The organism is Oerskovia gallyi (genome assembly GCF_014836745.1).
Classification (GTDB): Bacteria; Actinomycetota; Actinomycetes; order Actinomycetales; family Cellulomonadaceae; genus Oerskovia; species Oerskovia paurometabola.
Genome location: NZ_JACSQE010000002.1, coordinates 269,877 through 286,868, shown reverse-complemented (window position 1 = coordinate 286,868; position 16,992 = coordinate 269,877). Strand labels below are relative to the sequence as shown.

Here is a 16,992-nt window from a genome sequence, read left to right as displayed (position 1 = left end):
TCTTCGGATGCTGCCAGGGGCACCTGGGAGCACTGCGAAAGCCCGGCGGGTCTCGCGTGAACGTCCTGTGCGGGACTCGGGGACGGTCGGCCACCGAGGGGTGCCCTGACGAGAGAGGTACCGCTGGGCCCTGCCCGCGGCGGCGCGGCGGACGTAGCGTCGGCTGTGGGACGTCGACGAAGCGGCGCGCGTGAGGCGCCGCCCGTCGCAACCGCGACCGGCACGACATCACAGGAGGCGCACATGGAGACACGGACGCTCGGACGAGGGCTCGAGGTCTCGGCCCTCGGGCTGGGATGCATGGGCATGAGCCAGAGCTACGGACCCAACCCGGGTGACCGCGACGAGATGATCGCGGTGCTGCGCGGGGCGGTCGAGCGCGGTGTCACGTTCTTCGACACCGCCGAGGTGTACGGCCCGTACGTCAACGAGGAGCTCGTGGGCGAGGCGCTCGAACCCCTGCGCGACCAGGTGGTCCTCGCGACGAAGTTCGGCTTCGACATCCGCGACGGGAGGTCGATCGGCGTGGACAGCCGCCCCGAGCAGATCCGTCGCGTCGCCGACGCGTCGCTCCAGCGGCTGCGCACGGACCGGATCGACCTGTTCTACCAGCACCGGGTGGACCCGGGCGTGCCCATCGAGGACGTCGCGGGCGCGGTCGCCGAGCTCGTCGCCGAGGGCAAGGTAGCCCACTTCGGACTCTCCGAGGCCGGCGCGGGCACCATCCGCCGCGCCCACGCCGTCCATCCCGTGACCGCGCTGCAGAGCGAGTACTCGCTGTGGACCCGGGAGATCGAGCACGAGATCCTGCCGGCCCTCGACGAGCTCGGCATCTCGCTCGTGCCGTTCAGCCCGCTCGGCAAGGGCTTCCTCACGGGCACCGTGAACGCCTCGACCGAGTTCACCCCGGGGGACGTCCGCACCCTCATCCCGCGCTTCACCGAGGAGAACCGGGCCGCGAACCAGGCGCTCGTCGACCTCGTCACCGAGGTCGCGGCAGTCCACCGGGCGACGCCCGCCCAGGTCGCCCTCGCCTGGCTGCTCGCCCAGCGCCCGGACCTCGTCCCGATCCCGGGCACCCGGAGGCTGTCCCGCATCGAGGAGAACCTCGGTGCGACCACGCTCGACCTCTCCGCGGCCGACCTCTCGTCCCTCGGGGAGGCGGCGGCCCGCCTCGGCGTCGCCGGTGCCCGCTACAACGAGGCCATGCAGAAGATGACCGGCCTCTGACCCGTGGCGCCCTCTCGCCCCGCCCGGGCGAGAGGGCGCGTGCCGTGAGCGGCGCCGTCGGGCCTGCCTCGGCGGGCCGCGACGCGCACCCTCACTATCCTGAGACGGTGCGCATCGACCTCCACACCCACTCCACGGCGTCCGACGGGACCGATGCTCCGGCCCACGTCGTGGCGGACGCAGCCGCCGCAGGGCTCGACGTCGTCGCCCTGACCGACCACGACACGACCGCCGGCTGGGCCGACGCCGCCGAGTCCGCCCAGCAGCACGGCATCGCCCTGGTGCGCGGCGCGGAGATCTCGGCCCGCGCGGGACACGTCTCCGTGCACCTCCTGAGCTACCTGCACGACCCCACCCACCCCGACCTGCTGGCCGAGACCGAGCGCACGCGCGAGGACCGCGTCTCGCGCGCCCGGCGCATGGTCGAGCGGATCGGCGAGGACTACCCGCTCACGTGGGAAGATGTCCTGTCGCAGACGCAGGAGGGGACCACGATCGGGCGGCCGCACATCGCGGACGCCCTGGTGGCCACCGGCCACGTCAGCGACCGCTCGGCGGCATTCGCCACGATCCTGCACCCCGGCACCGGCTACTACGTGCCGCACTACGCACCCGACGTCCTGGACGCCGTGCGCGCGGTGCGCGCGGCGGGCGGCGTGCCCGTCTTCGCCCACCCGGGCGCCGACGGACGAGGACGCGTGGTGCCGGACGTGGTCATCGAGCAGATGGCCGACGCAGGACTGCTGGGGCTCGAGGTGCACCACCGCGACCACAGCACACAGCAGGTTGCCCGCCTCGAGGACATCGCCCACACCCTGGGCCTCCTCGTGACGGGTTCGAGCGACTACCACGGGGCCGGCAAACCGAACCGGCTCGGCGAGAACACGACAGCACCACGAGTGCTGGAGACGATCGAGGAGCTAGGCACGTTGGACGTGATCCGATGACGGCGCGGGCGGTGGTGTCGTGAACGACATCATGGACCTGCGCCTCTTCACCGAGGTGTTCATCACGCTGTTCGTGATCATGGACCCTCCCGGGACGGTCCCCATCTTCCTGGGACTGACCAGCGCCATGGGCGCCAAGCAACGCAACCAGGCCGCCCGGACGGCGATCCTCGTCGCGTTCGGCGTGATCGTGTCGTTCGCGGTCTTCGGCCAGCAGATCCTCAACTACATGGGCATCTCGCTCCCGGCGCTCAAGGCGTCCGGCGGCCTCCTGCTCCTGCTGGTCGCGATGGAGCTGCTGACGGGCAAGATGGAGGAGCCGACGCCGTCGGGCAACAAGGGCGTCAACGTCGCCCTGGTCCCGCTCGGCACGCCGCTCCTGGCCGGGCCCGGTGCGATCGTCGCGACCATGGTCTTCGTCCAGCGCGCCGACGGGTCCGCCGCGGACTGGGTCGCGATCGCGGCCGGCGTCGTCGCCGTGCACCTCACGCTGTTCCTGGCGATGCGCTTCGCGAACGTCATCCACCGCGTCCTGGGCGACTCGGGCACGATCCTCGTGACCCGCATCGCGGGCCTGCTGCTCGCGGCGATCGCGGTGCAGCTCGTCGCGGACGCCGTCACGGCGTTCGTGCAGATGGCGAACTAGCCGCCTCTCGTCGACACGCCCGCGAGACCCTCGGGTCTCGCGGGCGTCGTGCTGTCGGGCGGCGGGGCCGGCTCCAGCAGCGGTACGGCCTGCCGGACATCATGGGACCGATCCCACCGGATTCGTTACCTCATCGAGACGGCTGACCCACGTGGCCGCGCCCCTGGTCGCCCCTAGGGTGGTCGCCAGGAGACGGCGTGGCCGTCCCCGGTCGTGAGTGACGAAGGAGTGCTGATGAACTCGCCAGGTCGCCGTCGACCCGCCGCCCTGGCCGCAGGGTTCCTCTCCACGATCCTCACCGCGACGCTGCTCACGGCCTGCACGGCCGAGGAGAGCACTGTCCCGTCGCTCGGCCTGGGGCTCGTCCCCGTGCCCACCGACGTGAGCCTCGACGGGGGCGAGGGATTCGTCCTCACCGCGGACTCGACGATCGCCCTGGTCACCCCTGAGTACCTGGCCCCTGACGTCCACCACGTCGGGGAGGAGCTCGCCGAGTACCTCGGGACGGCGACGGGCTTCGACCTGCCGCTCGGCCCGGCTGTCGATGGGGCGGCGGGCGAGATCCGGCTCGAGCTCGTCCCGGACACCGAGGTCGCCTGGGACCGGGACGGCCTGCTCGACGACCCGGCGGTCGAGGCGTACGAGCTCACGGTCGACGACGACCAGATCGTCCTGACGGCGGCCGTGCCCCCCGGCCTGTTCCGCGGTGTCCAGACGCTGCGCCAGCTCTTCCCGCCGGAGATCGAGTCGACCACCGTCCAGGACGCCCCCGCAGGCGGCTGGACCGCCCCGGCCGTCACGATCACCGACGAGCCCCGCTTCGCCTACCGTGGCGCGATGCTCGACGTGGCCCGCCGCTTCTACCCGGTCGAGTCCGTCAAGCGCTTCATCGACCACGCCTCGACCTACAAGCTCAACGCTCTGCATCTGCACCTCACGGACGACCAGGGGTGGCGCATCGCCGTCGACGCCCTGCCCGAGCTCACCGAGATCGGCTCCACGACGCAGGAGTGGTGGGAGCCGGGCAGCGGAGAGGGTGAACGCTGGTACTACACCGCCGCGGAGTACGCGGAGATCGTCGCGTACGCGGGCGAGAAGTTCATGACGGTCATCCCGGAGATCGACGGGCCCGGCCACACGCTCGCGGCCCAGGCGTCGCTCGGTTCGCTGACGTGCGACGGCGTCCCCACGGCGCAGTACTGGGGCCCCGAGGTCAACAACCCCGTGGTCTGCTCGAGCGAGGAGAACATGGGCAACGTCCGGGCGTTCCTCCAGACCGTCCTCGCGTCCGTCGCGGGGCAGAACCCCGGACCGTACCTGCACCTGGGCGGCGACGAGGCCCCCAGCCCGCCCGGCTGGTACGAGAACTACGCCGAGGCCGCGAACGAGATCGCGACCGGCCACGGCAAGACCGTGATCGGCTGGCACCAGTGGGGTGCTGCCGAGGCGCTGCCGCCGGGCACGCTCGTCCAGTACTGGGGTGTGGGGGAGCGGCTGCGCCCGGTCATCGGCGGGGAGGCGACGAACGCCGACCTGGTCGACGTGCAGGACGCCCTCGACCTGGGCGCGCGGCTCATCATGTCCCCGGCGGACCGCACCTACCTCGACATGAAGTACGACCAGGACACCCCGTACGGCCTGGAGTGGGCCGCGCAGATCACGCTCGAGGAGGCGTACGGCTGGGACCCCGCGACCGAGCTCACCTCGCCGGACGGGAAGAGTGTCCTGGCCGACGAGTCCGACATGGCCGGTGTCGAGGTGCTGCTGTGGTCCGACCGCTCCTACCCGGACAGCCTCATGAAGACCCCCGAGAGCCTCGACGAGTTCGTGCCCGTCGACCAGTACGCCGACTTCATGCTCTTCCCGCGCCTGCCCGCGACGGCCGAGGTCGCGTGGTCCGACCAGGCCGACCGCAGCTACCCGGACTTCCGCGACCGGCTCGTCCAGGTGTCCCCACGCTGGACCGCGGCGGGCATCGGGTGGAACGAGGTCGTGGACGTCGACTGGACCCCGTGAGGCGACCGGGTCCTACCAGGCCCCGGGGTCGGGTTCCGGCGCGACGAAGGTGACCTGTCCGTCGTCGGACACCACGAGGCCCGGGTTGTGCGCGACCTCCCAGCGGAACCCGTCCGGGTCCGCGAAGTACCCCGAGTACCCACCCCACACGCGCACCTGCGCGTGCACGACGACGGAGCCTCCTGCGGCGAGCGCGCTCGCCAGGACGTCGTCCACCTCCGCGGGGGAACCGACGTTGTGCGCGAGCGCGACGGGTACGACGTGCCCCGGCGAATGCTCAGGGGAGTGGTGGGCCTCGTGGACGCCAGGACCGGCCTCTTCGAGGAGGTCGGCGCGGCGCCACAGGGAGAGCAGCAGGCCGTGGCCGACCTGGAGGAAGACGACCTCGCCCGGCACCTCGTTGACCGGCTCCCAGCCCAGGCCGTCGACGTAGAAGGCGCGCGCCCGGGCGACGTCGCGCACCCCGAGGGTGATCAGACTGACGCGAGGTTCCATGGACCCACGCTAGACCCGACCTGCGGGACGTGCTCCGACGAGGTCCCTGGACACGACGGGGGGGCCCCCCCCCCCGGGGCAGCGGGCCGGAGGCGCAGGCGGCCGTGGAGCGACGGCCCGCCGTCAGGTCAGGCGGAGCGGTCGAGGATCACTCGGTCGGAGCCGGCGTCCCTGCCGTCCCGGCACCCGACGCGCCGCCGTGCGTGCGGCGGCGGTTGCGCTGACGACGCGGACGTGAGGGAGCGCCCTCGGCCGAGGCGCCCGCAGCCGGAGCCTCGGTGCGCGGAGCCTGAGCAGCGTCGGTGGAACCCGTGGACGAGGAGCGCTGTGCACCCTCGCCGGCGCGACCACCCTCGCGGCCGCCGGAACGCGAGCCGCTGCGCTCGCTGTCGCGGCCACCCGAACGCCCGGCGTCGCGCGAGCCCGAACGGCCCGCGTCGCGGCCTGCGTCGCGGCCGCCGCGCGACGGTGCACCGCCACGCTTGCCGGTCTCGCCCAGGTCCTCGAGCTTCTCGGCGTCCAGGCCCGCGCGGGTCTGCGCGGACTTGGGCAGGCGGCCCTTGGTGCCCTCGGGGATGTTGAGGTCCGTGTACAGGTGGGGGGACGTCGAGTACGTCTCGACGGGCTCCGGGATGTTCAGGTCCAAGGCCTTGTTGATGAGCGACCAGCGGGGCACGTCGTCCCAGTCGACGAACGTGACGGCCGTGCCCTTGTTGCCCGCGCGGCCGGTACGTCCCGTGCGGTGCAGGTAGGTCTTCTCGTCCTCGGGGCACTGGTAGTTCACGACGTGCGTGACGTCGTCGACGTCGATGCCGCGGGCTGCGACGTCGGTCGCGACGAGCACGTCGATCTTGCCCGAGCGGAACGCGCGCAGCGCCTGCTCGCGGGCGCCCTGGCCCAGGTCGCCGTGGATCGCGCCCGACGCGAAGCCGCGGTCCGCGAGCTCGTCGGCCACCTTGGCGGCCGTGCGCTTGGTGCGCGCGAACACGATCGTCAGACCGCGGCCCTCGGACTGGAGGATGCGCGCGAGGACCTCGACCTTGTCGAGCGCGTGCGCGCGGTAGACGACCTGCTTGATGTTCTTGACGGTCTGGCCGCCGTCGTCCGGGTCGTTGGCCCGGATGTGGGTGGGCTGCGTCATGTAGCGGCGCGCCATCGAGACGACCGCGCCCGGCATGGTCGCCGAGAACAGCATCGTGTGGCGGGCTGCGGGCGTGCGCGAGAGGAGCTTCTCGACGTCGGGCAGGAAGCCCAGGTCGAGCATCTCGTCGGCCTCGTCGAGCACGACGCAGCGAGCGCGCGTGAGGTTGAGGTGCCCCTGGTTCATGAGGTCGATCATGCGACCCGGGGTACCGACGACGACCTCGACGCCCGCGTTGAGCGTCGCGATCTGCGGCTCGTACGCACGGCCGCCGTAGAGCTGGATGATGCGGACGCTGCGCTTGGCCGACGCGGCCTCGAGGTCGCCGGCGACCTGGACGGCGAGCTCACGCGTCGGGACGATGACGAGCGCCTGCGGCTTGCCCGGGGCGGGGAGCTGGTCGAAGCCCTCCTCGCCCGGAGCGACGACGCGGTGCAGCAGCGGCACGCCGAAGCCGAGCGTCTTGCCGGTGCCGGTCTTGGCCTGGCCGATGATGTCGTGGCCCGACATCGCGACCGGCAGCGTCATGGCCTGGATGGGGAAGGGGTGGGTGATGCCGGCGTCGGCCAGCGCCTCGACGATCTCCGGGCGGACGCCGAAGTCCGCGAAGGAGACGTCCTTGGCCTGGACGCTCGACGACAGCGTGCCCTGGACGTCGTCGGCAGGGTTCTCGACAGAGGGGAGGTCGAGCTCGGTGGGCTCGACGGGAGTTTCGGTGGTGGTCACTGGTGCCTCGTGGTTCTGATGTCTGGCGCGAGGCGCCGCACGTGCGTGATCGACCCGACGGTTCGGCGGGTCCACGATGCTCCGGGGAAGTCCCAGGCAGGTACGGTCTCTCGCGCCTAGTGGCCGGCAGCCGATCGTGGGTATTCGCCGCGAAGACGTCGTCGGGGGTCGTCGGCCGTGAGGCGCGAACCCCGGTTCCGCCCGCGCGCACCGACCGAGGTCGGCGTCGTGCAGTGTCGTTCGCAAGTCTTTCGGCACGGGGTGGGGCTCAGGGAGCACCCACCGGGGGCCGGGGATTCGGACGACCGGGCAACCGATGTACCCACCCATAGTATCGGACTGCTCCCGCTGGACCCGTCATCACCCGTGTTGTCACGTTTCATGTCGCGGCCGGCGGAGGGCGCTCGACTATTCTGGCCGGATGAGCGAGCCCCAGCACCACGACCTGTCCGACCGTACGGCCAGGCTCGCGACCGACCGCGACGTGATCGGGCTCCTGGGCCTGATCGCCTACACCGAGCTCGCGACGTTCGGACGGCTGGCGGCCGACGCGGCGAACGCGCCGACCCTCGCGCAGCGCCACCAGCTCTCGCGGCACGCGGGCAAGATGCTCGCGCGGCATGAGCGGGTCCTGGAGCGCATCGCGGACCTGGGCGGTGACCCCGAGGCCGAGATGGGAGCCTTCGACGGCATCTTCGACGACTTCGAGAGCCGCACCCCGTCGAGCACCTGGTGGGAGGGCGTCCTCAAGGGGTACGTCGGGCACGGTGTGGCCGACGACTTCTGCCGCCTCGCCGCGGACGGGCTCGACGACGAGTCGCGCGACCTGGTCCTGGAGATCCTCTCGGACGGCGTCGACTCGGAGCGCTCGGCCACCGTCATCGCCGACGCCGCTGCTGCCGACCCCGTGCTCGCGTCCCGCCTCGCGCTGTGGGGACGTCGCCTCGTGGGCGAGGCCCTGGGGCTCGTGCAGACGCTGCTCTCCGAGCGTGAGGGCCTGGGCCGGCTCCTCGCGGACGGCGCGGGACACCGCACCGAGGCGGGCACGCCCGGGGCTGCCGACGTGACGGGTACCGCCGCCGACCGGCAGGCCTGGGTGTTCTCCCAGCTCACGGCGGAGCACACGCGCCGGATGGGGCGGTTGGGCCTCGCGGCCTGAGCGGGTGGAGTTGGGCCTCGCGGCCTGAGCGGGTGGAGCTAGGCCTCGCGGCCTGAGACGACGAGAGCGGGCCCCCGGCGGGGTCCGGCGGGGCCCCGCTCTCGTGCGCTGAGCGAGTCAGCCGCGAGTCGTCAGAGCGAGCCGAAGCCCACCCGACGCTGCTCCTCGGTGCCGATCTCGACGTAGCCGATCGACGCCGTCGGGACGATGACGCGGCGCCCGCGCGAGTCGAGCAGCTCGAGGGCCGGACCGCCGGCCAGAGCGGCGGAGACGGCGGCGGCCACGGCCTCCGTGGTCTCCTCCGTCTCGATCACGAGCTCGCGGGCCAAGTTCTGCACACCGATGGTGACTTCCACGTGATTCTCCTTCGCGAGCGTCGCCTGCGGGTGATCCCGCCGGCCACTGGTCGACAACTCCTCCGATACTAACGAGATTCCCGGACGCCCCGGGCGCTCCCTCGCTGGTGGAGGCGGGTGAGGGGCCCGACCGGTGTCAGCGGTCGCGGCGCAGCATCCCGTGGACCCCGCGCCACGCGAGCGCGGGCACGAGCCGGGTGAGCTCCTCGCTCGTCACGTCGGTGCCGGCGCGCGCGGCCTCGCCCGCGGCGTTGCGCGCGATCGCGGTGCACGTGCGCGCGACGACGAGCGCCTCGTGCTCGGTGAGCGACGTCAGGCGGCCGAGGACGCGGGCGAACTCGCGGGCGTTGACCTCGTCGGGCTCGAGCACGCGGGCGCGGACGCCGGGGTCGCGCATGACGTCGGACTCGAACAGGAGACCCGCGGACGGGCCGGCGGTCCGCGCGTAGTCGACGTACGCCCGCACGATGGCCTCGATCACGGCGAGCCCGTCCACGGCGAGCGCGTCGACGTCGGTGGGGGAGGTGCCCGGTGGTGCGGACCGGAACGGTGCGAGGACGGTGCGGACCGAGTCCACGAGCGCCACGCCCTGCTGGTCGACGAGCGCGAGGTACAGGTCGAGCTTGGACGGGAAGTGCCGGTAGAGGACGGGCTTGCTGACCCCGGCGCCGTCGGCGATGTCGTCCATCGTGATGTGGTGGTAGCCGTGGTCGGAGAACAGGCGTTCGGCGATCGTGAGCAGCTGCACACGCCGTTCGCCCTTGGGCATGCGTGCGCGGACGGAACCGGGCATTCTCTGCTTCTCTGCGACCCCCGACATGCCGCGATAGTACGGGCAGCGCAGAGGTGGTGCGGCGGGCGATGCGATCATGGACACGTGAATGCACCAGGAGCGCCCGTCGACGGTTGGAGGGGCCCTCTGGGGGATCGTCCGGTGGAGGGTGAAGACCCAGGTCAGGCGGCTTTTCCCGGCCCGACGGCGGCGCGCCCGTCGCGTGCTGCACGCGCCCGGGCGAGGCTCGGGAGCGCACGTCGGCGCGGGATGCGCCGCGGTCCGGCGGCAGCGTTCGTCGTGGCCGGTGTCCTGGGCGGGCTCGGGGCCGGCGTCCTCGGGGTGGGTTCGTTGATCCCCGGCGCCCCGACCGGTCCCGTGGCCCCTGCGGCCTCCGGTGCGACGGACCGCGCAGGGGGCGACGGCGTCGGGCAGGAGGACGGCGCGGCGCCCGAGGCGAGCGCCGGTTCCGCGGCGGGCGGGACCGCCAGCACGGACGGCGCGGCCGATGCGCGCTCGGAGGACCCCGCGAGCCGTTCGGTCCGCGACCCGCTCGTCGGCCTCGACGGTCCGGGGTCGCTGCCGCTGCCCCTCGAGCGGGTCGTCGAGGAGGGGTCGGGGCTGGTCGGCCGGGAGGTCGTGCCGGACCTCGGCGGAGCCTTGACGATCGTGCCCGCCGAGGTGCCGGCGCCCGGGGCGGGGGCGGTCCGGCGTGTGCGTGTCGAGGTCGAGCAGGGGCTGCCCGTGGACGGCGAGACGTTCGCGGCCGCCGTGCTCGCGACGCTCAACGACCCGCGGGGCTGGAGCGCGGTGGACGGCGTGACGTTCGCGCGGACCGGGGGCGACGCGGACATCCGTGTGGTCCTGGCGAGCCCTGCGACGACCGACCGGCTGTGCGCGCCGCTCCAGACCGAGGGGGCGTACTCGTGCGGTGTGACCGGCGCCGCGATCCTCAACTTCTCGCGCTGGGTGAACGGCGCGACCGACTTCGGGCAGGACCTGCCGCTGTACCGGCAGTACCTGGTGAACCACGAGGTCGGGCACGTGCTGGGGCACCGGCACGTGAGCTGCCCCGCGCCGGGGGCGCTCGCGCCCGTCATGGTCCAGCAGTCGATGTCGACCGAGGGGTGCCTGCCGAACGGGTGGCCGACGCTCTAGCGGCGTTCGCGACCCTGGTCGCCGGGGCGGCCTGGCGATGTGGGTGCCTCGTGATGAGATCTTCGGGTGCTGCACCTTCCCGACCTCCGCCTCGTCCTCCCGGACGCCGCCTCCGCGGCCCCCGTCCGGCTCGACGAGACCCAGCGGGCCGCGCTCGACGCGGTGCGCACGGAGCCTGCGACGCTCGTCGTCGGGGCGCCGGGGACGGGCAAGACGACCGTGGCCATCGAGGTGGCCGCGCAGGCGCTGAGCGAGGGCGTGGACCCGGCCCGGATCCTGGTGGTCGCGGCGTCGCGGCGGTCCGCGGCCGAGGTGCGCGACCGGTTGTCGGCGCGCGCGGACCGCACCGTGAGCGCCCCGATGGTCCGCACCGCCGCCGCCGCCGCGTTCGCGGTCCTGCGGGCGCGGGCCGCGGCGACCGGCGAGCCACCGCCCACCCTCATCTCCGGTCCTGAGCAGGACCTCCTGCTCGCCGAGCTGCTCGCGGGTCACCTCGACGGCGACGGTGTGCCGCTGCGCCTGCCGGACGGCCTGCCGGAGGAGGTGCTGGCCCTGCGCGGCCTGCGCCAGGAGCTGCGCGACCTCCTGATGCGAGCGGCAGAGCGCGGACTGACGCCCGCAGACCTCGACGACCTGGGCCGGGCGCACGACCGCCCCGAGTGGCGGACCGCCGCGCAGGTCTACCAGGAGTACCTCGACGTGACGGCGCTGCGGGTCGGGACCCCGGACCTGGGCTCGCGCTACGACCCCGCGGTCGTCGTCGACGAGGCCGCCGAGGCACTGCTGGCCTGGGAGGACGAGGTCACGGGGGCACCCCGGCCCGGGTGGGACCTGGTCGTGGTCGACGACTACCAGGAGGCCACGATCGCGACGGCGCGCTTCCTGCGCGTGGTGCACGACGACGGCGCGCGCCTCGTCCTGCTCGCGGACCCGGACACCGCGGTCCAGACCTTCCGCGGTGCGAGCCCGGCCCTGGTCGGGCGGGCCGCGGCACCCGTGCGGCGGCGCGCCGCGACGGGAGAGTTCGACGCCCGCGTCGAGGTCCTCGGCACCGCCTGGCGGCAGGAGGGCGACCTGCGCGAGGTCACGCGGACCGTGACGACCCAGATCGGCACGGTCGCCGGCGCGGTCCACCGCGGGGCGGCGGCGTCGCCCGTCCCCGTCCCGGAGGACGGCCCGCCACGCGGCGCCTCGGTCGCCCTGCTGGGCAGCGGCGCCGAGGAGGCCACGTACGTGGCCCGCGAGCTGCGCGCCGAGCACCTGCTGCACGGCACCCCCTGGGGGCGCATGGCCGTCGTCTGCCGTGCCGGGGCTCAGCTCGCGACGCTGCGCCGTGCGCTCATCGCGGCCTCGGTGCCCGTCGGCATCCTCGGCTCGGACGTGCCGCTGCGCGAGGAGCCCGCGGTCACGCCGCTGCTCGCGATCATGCGTGTCGCGGTGGGTCTGCCCCCGGCCGGGTACTCGCGGGGGCTGGACGGCGTGCGCGGCGCGGCCGGGATCGACGACGCCGTGACCCGCGACGTGGGCGACCCCGCGGAGACGCTGATCGAGCGCGAGCCCGCCGCGTCCGACGCACCGTCGGGCTTCGACGAGCTGGACCCCGTGACGGCGGCCGCGCTCGTGACCTCGCCCGTGGGAGGCCTCGACGTGGTCGCGCTGCGGCGGCTCCGCCGGGCGTTGCGCGCCGAGGAGCTCGGCTCGGGTGGCGGACGGACGTCCGACGCCCTCCTGGTCGAGGTCCTGCTCGACGAGTCGCGCGCCGCGACGCTGCCCGCGAGCGTGCGCCGCGGAGCCGTGTCCGTGGCCCGGGTGATCGCCGCCGGACGCGAGGCCGTGCTCGCCCCCGACGCGACCGCGCAGACCGTCCTCTGGGCGATCTGGCACGCGACCGGCCTGTCGGACCGGTGGCGCGACGCAGCGCTGGGCGGGGGAGCGGTCGGCGCCCGCGCGGACCGCGACCTCGACGCCGTCCTCGCTCTCTTCCGTGCCGCGGAGACCTTCGTCGACCGCATGCCGGGTGCTCCGCCGTCGGCGTTCGTGGAGTACCTCGAGTCCCAGGACCTGCCCGCCGACTCGCTCGCGGCCCGCGCCGCGGGTACGGACTCGGTCGCCGCCCTCACGCCCGCGGGCGCGGCCGGTCGCGAGTGGGACGTCGTGGTCGTGGCCGGTGTCCAGGACGGCGTGTGGCCGGACCTGCGGCTGCGTGACTCCTTGCTCGGCTCCGAGGCGCTCGTCGAGCTCCTCGCTGGGCGCTCGCAGGACGCGCACGGCCTGGGGCCGGACGCCCGGCGCGCCGTCCTCACCGACGAGCTGCGGTCCTTCGCGGTCGCGACCTCGCGCGCGACGCGACGCCTGCTCGTGACGGCCGTGAGCGACGTCGACGAGGTCCCCTCGCCGTTCGTCGACCTCGTGTGCCCGCCCGCGGGACCTGACGACACCGACGAGGGACCGGGCGCGGTGCCCGGCGACGACGGGGACGGGCCCGCGGTACCCGACGAGGACCGCGACCCGCGCCGCGTCGAGGTCGGGCAGCCGCTCGACCTGCGCGGGCTCGTCGCCTCGGCACGCAGCCTGCTCGTCGAGGAGGTCGTGAAGGCGTCGCCCGAGGTGCCCGCACCTTCCGTGCGGTCGGCTGCCCCTGGTGGGCGGCGCGGCCGCGCGGACTCTTCGGACCCCGCGCGCGCCGACGACCTCGCGGAGCTCCTCGCCGACCTGGCGCTCGCAGGCGTCGGCGAGGCGCGCCCCGAGTCCTGGTACGGCGTCAACCCGGTCTCCAGCACCGAACCCCTGTGGGGTCCCGAGGACACGGTCATGATCTCCCCGTCCAAGGTCGAGTCGGTGAGCAGGTGCGCGCTGCGCTGGGCCGTGGAGAGCGCGGGCGGCACGGCCCCCGACGCGACCGCGCAGTCCCTGGGCAACCTGGTGCACTCGATCGCGCAGGAGGCGCCGCGCGGGACGCACTCCGAGCTCGCTGCCGAGCTGGACCGGCGCTGGCCCGAGCTCGCGCTCACGCCGGGCTGGCCCGCGACCCAGACGCGGCACAAGGCCGAGGACATGGTCGGCCGGCTCGCGGGGTACCTGCAGTCCTCGGGCGAGCCGTTGCTCGTCGAGGCGCCGTTCGAGCTCGAGATCGGCCGCGCCGTGCTGCGCGGGGTCATCGACCGGGTCGAGGACGCCGGGGACGGCGCGGTGCGCGTCGCGGACCTCAAGACGGGCAAGACCAAGCCGTCGGTCGCCGAGGCCGTGACCAACCCTCAGCTCGGTACCTATCAGCTCGCCGTGGAGGGCGGGGTCCTCGACCTGCCCGACGGCACCCGCAGCGCGGGCGCCCAGCTCGTGTTCGTGGGCGACGGCAAGGACGCGGGCCTGCGGACGCAGCCCGCGCTCGAGCCCGAGCCCGACGGGTCGAGCTGGGCGCGCGAGCTCGTGGAGGACGTCGCGGACACCATGGCCGACTCGGTGTTCACGGCCCGCGAGAACAAGCTGTGCTCGGTGTGCCCCGTGCGCCGCTCGTGCCCCCTCATGACGGAAGGCCGCCAGGTGATCGCATGAGCGCCGAGTCGCTGTTCGACGACGTCGACCTCGGGGCGGTCGGGTTCCCGGCCGGGGCTGACGGGCCGGGCGAGCGGGAGCTGCCCGAGCCGCGGTTCTCGGCCGTGCGCATCGCGGAGATGCTCGGGCGTCCGCGACCCACCGACGAGCAGGTCGCCGTGATCGAGGCGCCCCTCGCGCCGATGCTCGTGGTGGCCGGGGCGGGGTCGGGCAAGACCGAGACCATGGCCGCGCGCGTCGTGTGGCTCATCGCGAACGAGTGGGTCGCCAAGGAGGCGGTGCTCGGGCTGACCTTCACGCGCAAGGCCGCGGGCGAGCTCGCCGAACGCGTCCAGTCGCGCCTCGTGCAGCTCGACCGCGCACTGGGCAAGGACGGCGCTGCGCTGTCGATGCTGGACCGGCCCGCGATCTCGACGTACAACTCCTACGCCGCCTCGCTCGTGGGGGACCACGCGCTGCGCATCGGCATCGAGCCCGGCGCGCGGCTGCTCTCGGAGGCCAGCCAGTGGCAGCTCGCGGCGGAGGTCGTCGAGAGCTGGGCCGGAGACCTCCAGACCGACGCCGCGTTCTCGACGGTCGTGGGCGCGGTCCTGTCGCTGTCCGGGGCGCTGAGCGAGCACCTGCTGAGCCCTGACGAGGCCCGCGCGGGCATCACGGGCATCGTCGACAAGATCCTGGCGACGCCGCTCGGCGGCAAGCGCACCGAGCACTATGCCGAGGTCAAGCGGCTCCTGGGCTCGCTCGGTGAGCGCCACCGGCTGCTCGACGTCGTCGAGACCTACCAGGAGCGCAAGCGGACGTCGGACTCGCTCGACTTCGGGGACCAGGTCGCGATCGCGGCCCGGCTCGCGCGGACCGTGCCCGCGGTGGGCGCGGGGGAGCGGGCCCGGTACGGCGTCGTGCTGCTCGACGAGTACCAGGACACGTCGTACGCACAGGTCGAGCTCCTGTGCGCGCTGTTCGGCGGGCACCCGGTGACGGCAGTCGGCGACCCGAACCAGTCGATCTACGGCTGGCGCGGCGCGAGCGCGTCGGGGCTGGCACGGTTTCCCGAGCGGTTCCGCGCGACGGGCCCCGGCAGCACGGGCGCACCGGCCGACGTGCAGTACCTCAGCACGTCCTGGCGCAACGACCGTGCCGTCCTGGCCGCGGCCAACGTCACGGCTGCGCCGTTGCGCGAGGGCGCTACGCGCGTGCCCGTGCCGCAGCTCGACGAGCGTCCCGGCGCGGGTCGCGGTGTCGTGACCGGTGTGTACGCGGCGACGCTCGAGGAGGAGGCCGCGGCGGTCGCTGACTTCGTCGCCGAGCGGTGGCGTCCGCGCACGCGCCGTCAGGAACGCGTGACCGCAGCGGTGCTGTGCCGCGCGCGCTCGCAGTTCCTCGCGATGGAGGTCGCGCTGCGCGCCAAGGGGCTGCCGGTCGAGGTCGTGGGGCTGGGCGGCCTGCTCTCGACCCCGGAGGTCGTGGACCTCGTGGCGCTCCTGGAGGTCGCGCACGACCCGTCGCGCGGCGACTCGCTCATGCGTGTCCTCACGGGTCCGCGCCTCAACCTGGGCGCGGCCGACCTGCACGCGCTGAGCAGCTGGGCGGCGGACCTGGCGCGCCGGGACGCGGCGCGCCGCCCGTCTGCCGACTCCTCTCCCGCCGGCCCGCCCGACGGCGGAGCGTCCGCCGGTCCGTCGGGTGCGGGCACGTCGGGCGAGGCAGAGCTGCCTGGCGTCGCCGCGGACGGGACGCTCACGGTGGTCGAGGGCGACGTCGTCGACCACCGGTCGATCGTCGACGCGCTCGACGACCTGCCCGCCCCGGGGCACCCCGCGCGGGACGGTCGCGTGCTCACCGAGGCCGGGCACGCGCGGCTCGCCGCGCTGTCCAGGGTGCTGCGCGACCTGCGCGGGCAGACGTACCTGTCGCTCCCCGAGCTCGTGACCCAGGCCGAGCGGGCGCTGGGCCTCGACATCGAGGTGACCACCGCGGCCACGCTCGCGGCCGGCGGGTACGGCGAGGAGGTCGGGGACCGCGGGCGCGCGCACCTCGACGCGTTCCGCGACGTCGCGGCGACGTTCTCGCAGTCCGCTGACCTGCCCACGCTCGGCGCCTTCCTCGCGTGGCTCGGCACGGCCGGGTCGCAGGAGCGGGGGCTCGACCTCCCCGTGCGCGAACCCGACCCGGACGCGGTGCAGATCATCACGGTGCACGCCTCGAAGGGGCTGGAGTGGGACGTCGTCGCCGTGCCGGGCATGGTCGACGGGATCTTCCCCAGCACGGCCGTGGGGGACAAGGGGCCGACCGACAGCGGCTGGTTCACCGGGCTGGGCAACCTGCCGTACCCGTTGCGCGGCGACGCCGAGGACCTGCCCGTCTTCCACTACGAGGTCGCCGAGGACGCCAAGGACCTCGACGGTCGCCGCAAGGAGTTCCTCGCGGCGAGCGGCGAGCACCAGGTCGACGAGGAGCGCCGTCTCGCCTACGTCGCGTTCACGCGCGCCCGCGCCGAGCTCCTGCTCGCCGGCTCCTGGTGGCGGGACGCGACCAAGCCGCGCACCCCGTCGCCGTTCCTCGTCGAGCTCGCCGAGGCCGGGATCATCAGCGACGCCGACTGGGCCGGCATGCCCGAGAAGGACGAGACCAACCCGCGCGACGAGCTGGTCCACGAGGCCGAGTGGCCGCGCGGAGAGCCGGGGGTCGACGGCGCCGGTGCAGACGGGGCCGTGGCCGACGGGTCGCCCGTGCCGACCGCCGAGCCGCGCGCTCGCGCGGTCGTGCGGGCCCCCCCCGCCCCGGGGCCGGGGCC

12 protein-coding genes are annotated in these 16,992 nt (G+C 74.0%); 8 read left to right on the top strand and 4 right to left on the bottom strand.

Translation table 11 applies throughout. The features are described from left to right. Positions 1-243: 243 nt before the first annotated feature. The 4 genes from H9640_RS03765 (at position 244) to H9640_RS03750 (ending at position 4,839) form a co-directional block, all read left to right on the top strand. Positions 244-1,230, top strand: coding sequence for an aldo/keto reductase (locus H9640_RS03765; protein WP_191789375.1), 987 nt, complete (start codon positions 244-246; stop codon positions 1,228-1,230). A gap of 107 nt (positions 1,231-1,337) precedes the next feature. Further along, entirely contained in the window at positions 1,338-2,177 is an 840-nt protein-coding gene (locus H9640_RS03760; RefSeq protein ID WP_191789374.1) for a PHP domain-containing protein, read from the top strand. A gap of 19 nt (positions 2,178-2,196) precedes the next feature. Further along, positions 2,197-2,823: a MarC family protein gene (locus H9640_RS03755; RefSeq protein ID WP_191789373.1), complete on the top strand. Its 627-nt coding sequence runs from the start codon at positions 2,197-2,199 to the stop codon at positions 2,821-2,823. Between the two features lie 234 nt (positions 2,824-3,057). Beyond that, positions 3,058-4,839 (top strand): beta-N-acetylhexosaminidase, encoded by a 1,782-nt coding sequence (locus H9640_RS03750; RefSeq protein WP_191789372.1) that lies wholly within the window; start codon positions 3,058-3,060, stop codon positions 4,837-4,839. 12 nt (positions 4,840-4,851) lie between these two features. Here H9640_RS03750 and H9640_RS03745 read toward each other — a convergent pair whose 3' ends face one another. Together H9640_RS03745 and H9640_RS03740 are read right to left on the bottom strand one after the other, a co-directional pair. After that, positions 4,852-5,334, bottom strand: coding sequence for a VOC family protein (locus H9640_RS03745; RefSeq protein WP_191789371.1), 483 nt, complete (start codon positions 5,332-5,334; stop codon positions 4,852-4,854). Between the two features lie 148 nt (positions 5,335-5,482). After that, positions 5,483-7,201 (bottom strand): DEAD/DEAH box helicase, encoded by a 1,719-nt coding sequence (locus tag H9640_RS03740; protein ID WP_191789370.1) that lies wholly within the window; start codon positions 7,199-7,201, stop codon positions 5,483-5,485. 421 nt (positions 7,202-7,622) lie between these two features. Here H9640_RS03740 and H9640_RS03735 point away from each other — a divergent pair, with 421 nt between their 5' ends. Continuing rightward, positions 7,623-8,360, top strand: coding sequence for a ferritin-like fold-containing protein (locus H9640_RS03735; protein WP_191789369.1), 738 nt, complete (start codon positions 7,623-7,625; stop codon positions 8,358-8,360). Positions 8,361-8,491: 131 nt separating this feature from the next. Here H9640_RS03735 and H9640_RS03730 read toward each other — a convergent pair whose 3' ends face one another. Continuing rightward, the gene (locus tag H9640_RS03730; RefSeq protein WP_030150741.1) at positions 8,492-8,716 is read right to left on the bottom strand and encodes a DUF3107 domain-containing protein; all 225 of its coding nucleotides are present in this window, start codon (positions 8,714-8,716) and stop codon (positions 8,492-8,494) included. A gap of 136 nt (positions 8,717-8,852) precedes the next feature. Next, the gene (locus H9640_RS03725; protein WP_191789368.1) at positions 8,853-9,509 is read right to left on the bottom strand and encodes a TetR/AcrR family transcriptional regulator; all 657 of its coding nucleotides are present in this window, start codon (positions 9,507-9,509) and stop codon (positions 8,853-8,855) included. 249 nt (positions 9,510-9,758) lie between these two features. On the opposite strand from H9640_RS03725, the gene H9640_RS03720 reads away from it, so the two are divergent. The 3 genes from H9640_RS03720 to H9640_RS03710 all read left to right on the top strand — a co-directional run. Beyond that, positions 9,759-10,646, top strand: a complete 888-nt coding sequence (locus tag H9640_RS03720) for a DUF3152 domain-containing protein (RefSeq protein WP_191789367.1) — start codon at positions 9,759-9,761, stop codon at positions 10,644-10,646. A 69-nt stretch (positions 10,647-10,715) separates the two neighbouring features. Next, positions 10,716-14,198 carry a UrvD/REP family ATP-dependent DNA helicase gene (locus tag H9640_RS03715; protein WP_225226701.1) on the top strand — a complete coding sequence of 1,161 codons (3,483 nt, stop codon included), beginning with the start codon at positions 10,716-10,718 and terminating at the stop codon, positions 14,196-14,198. Further along, the coding region (locus H9640_RS03710) for an ATP-dependent helicase (protein WP_191789479.1) at positions 14,195-16,992 on the top strand (2,798 nt) is incomplete at its 3' end. The genes H9640_RS03715 and H9640_RS03710, both read left to right, overlap by 4 nt.

Coding starts and splice junctions, on each gene's coding strand:
- H9640_RS03765 (WP_191789375.1), top strand. CDS start 244: ATGGAGACACGGACGCTCGGACGAGGGCTCGAGGTCTCGGCCCTCGGG.
- H9640_RS03750 (WP_191789372.1), top strand. CDS start 3,058: ATGAACTCGCCAGGTCGCCGTCGACCCGCCGCCCTGGCCGCAGGGTTC.
- H9640_RS03745 (WP_191789371.1), bottom strand. CDS start 5,334: ATGGAACCTCGCGTCAGTCTGATCACCCTCGGGGTGCGCGACGTCGCC.
- H9640_RS03735 (WP_191789369.1), top strand. CDS start 7,623: ATGAGCGAGCCCCAGCACCACGACCTGTCCGACCGTACGGCCAGGCTC.
- H9640_RS03725 (WP_191789368.1), bottom strand. CDS start 9,509: ATGCCCGGTTCCGTCCGCGCACGCATGCCCAAGGGCGAACGGCGTGTG.
- H9640_RS03720 (WP_191789367.1), top strand. CDS start 9,759: ATGCGCCGCGGTCCGGCGGCAGCGTTCGTCGTGGCCGGTGTCCTGGGC.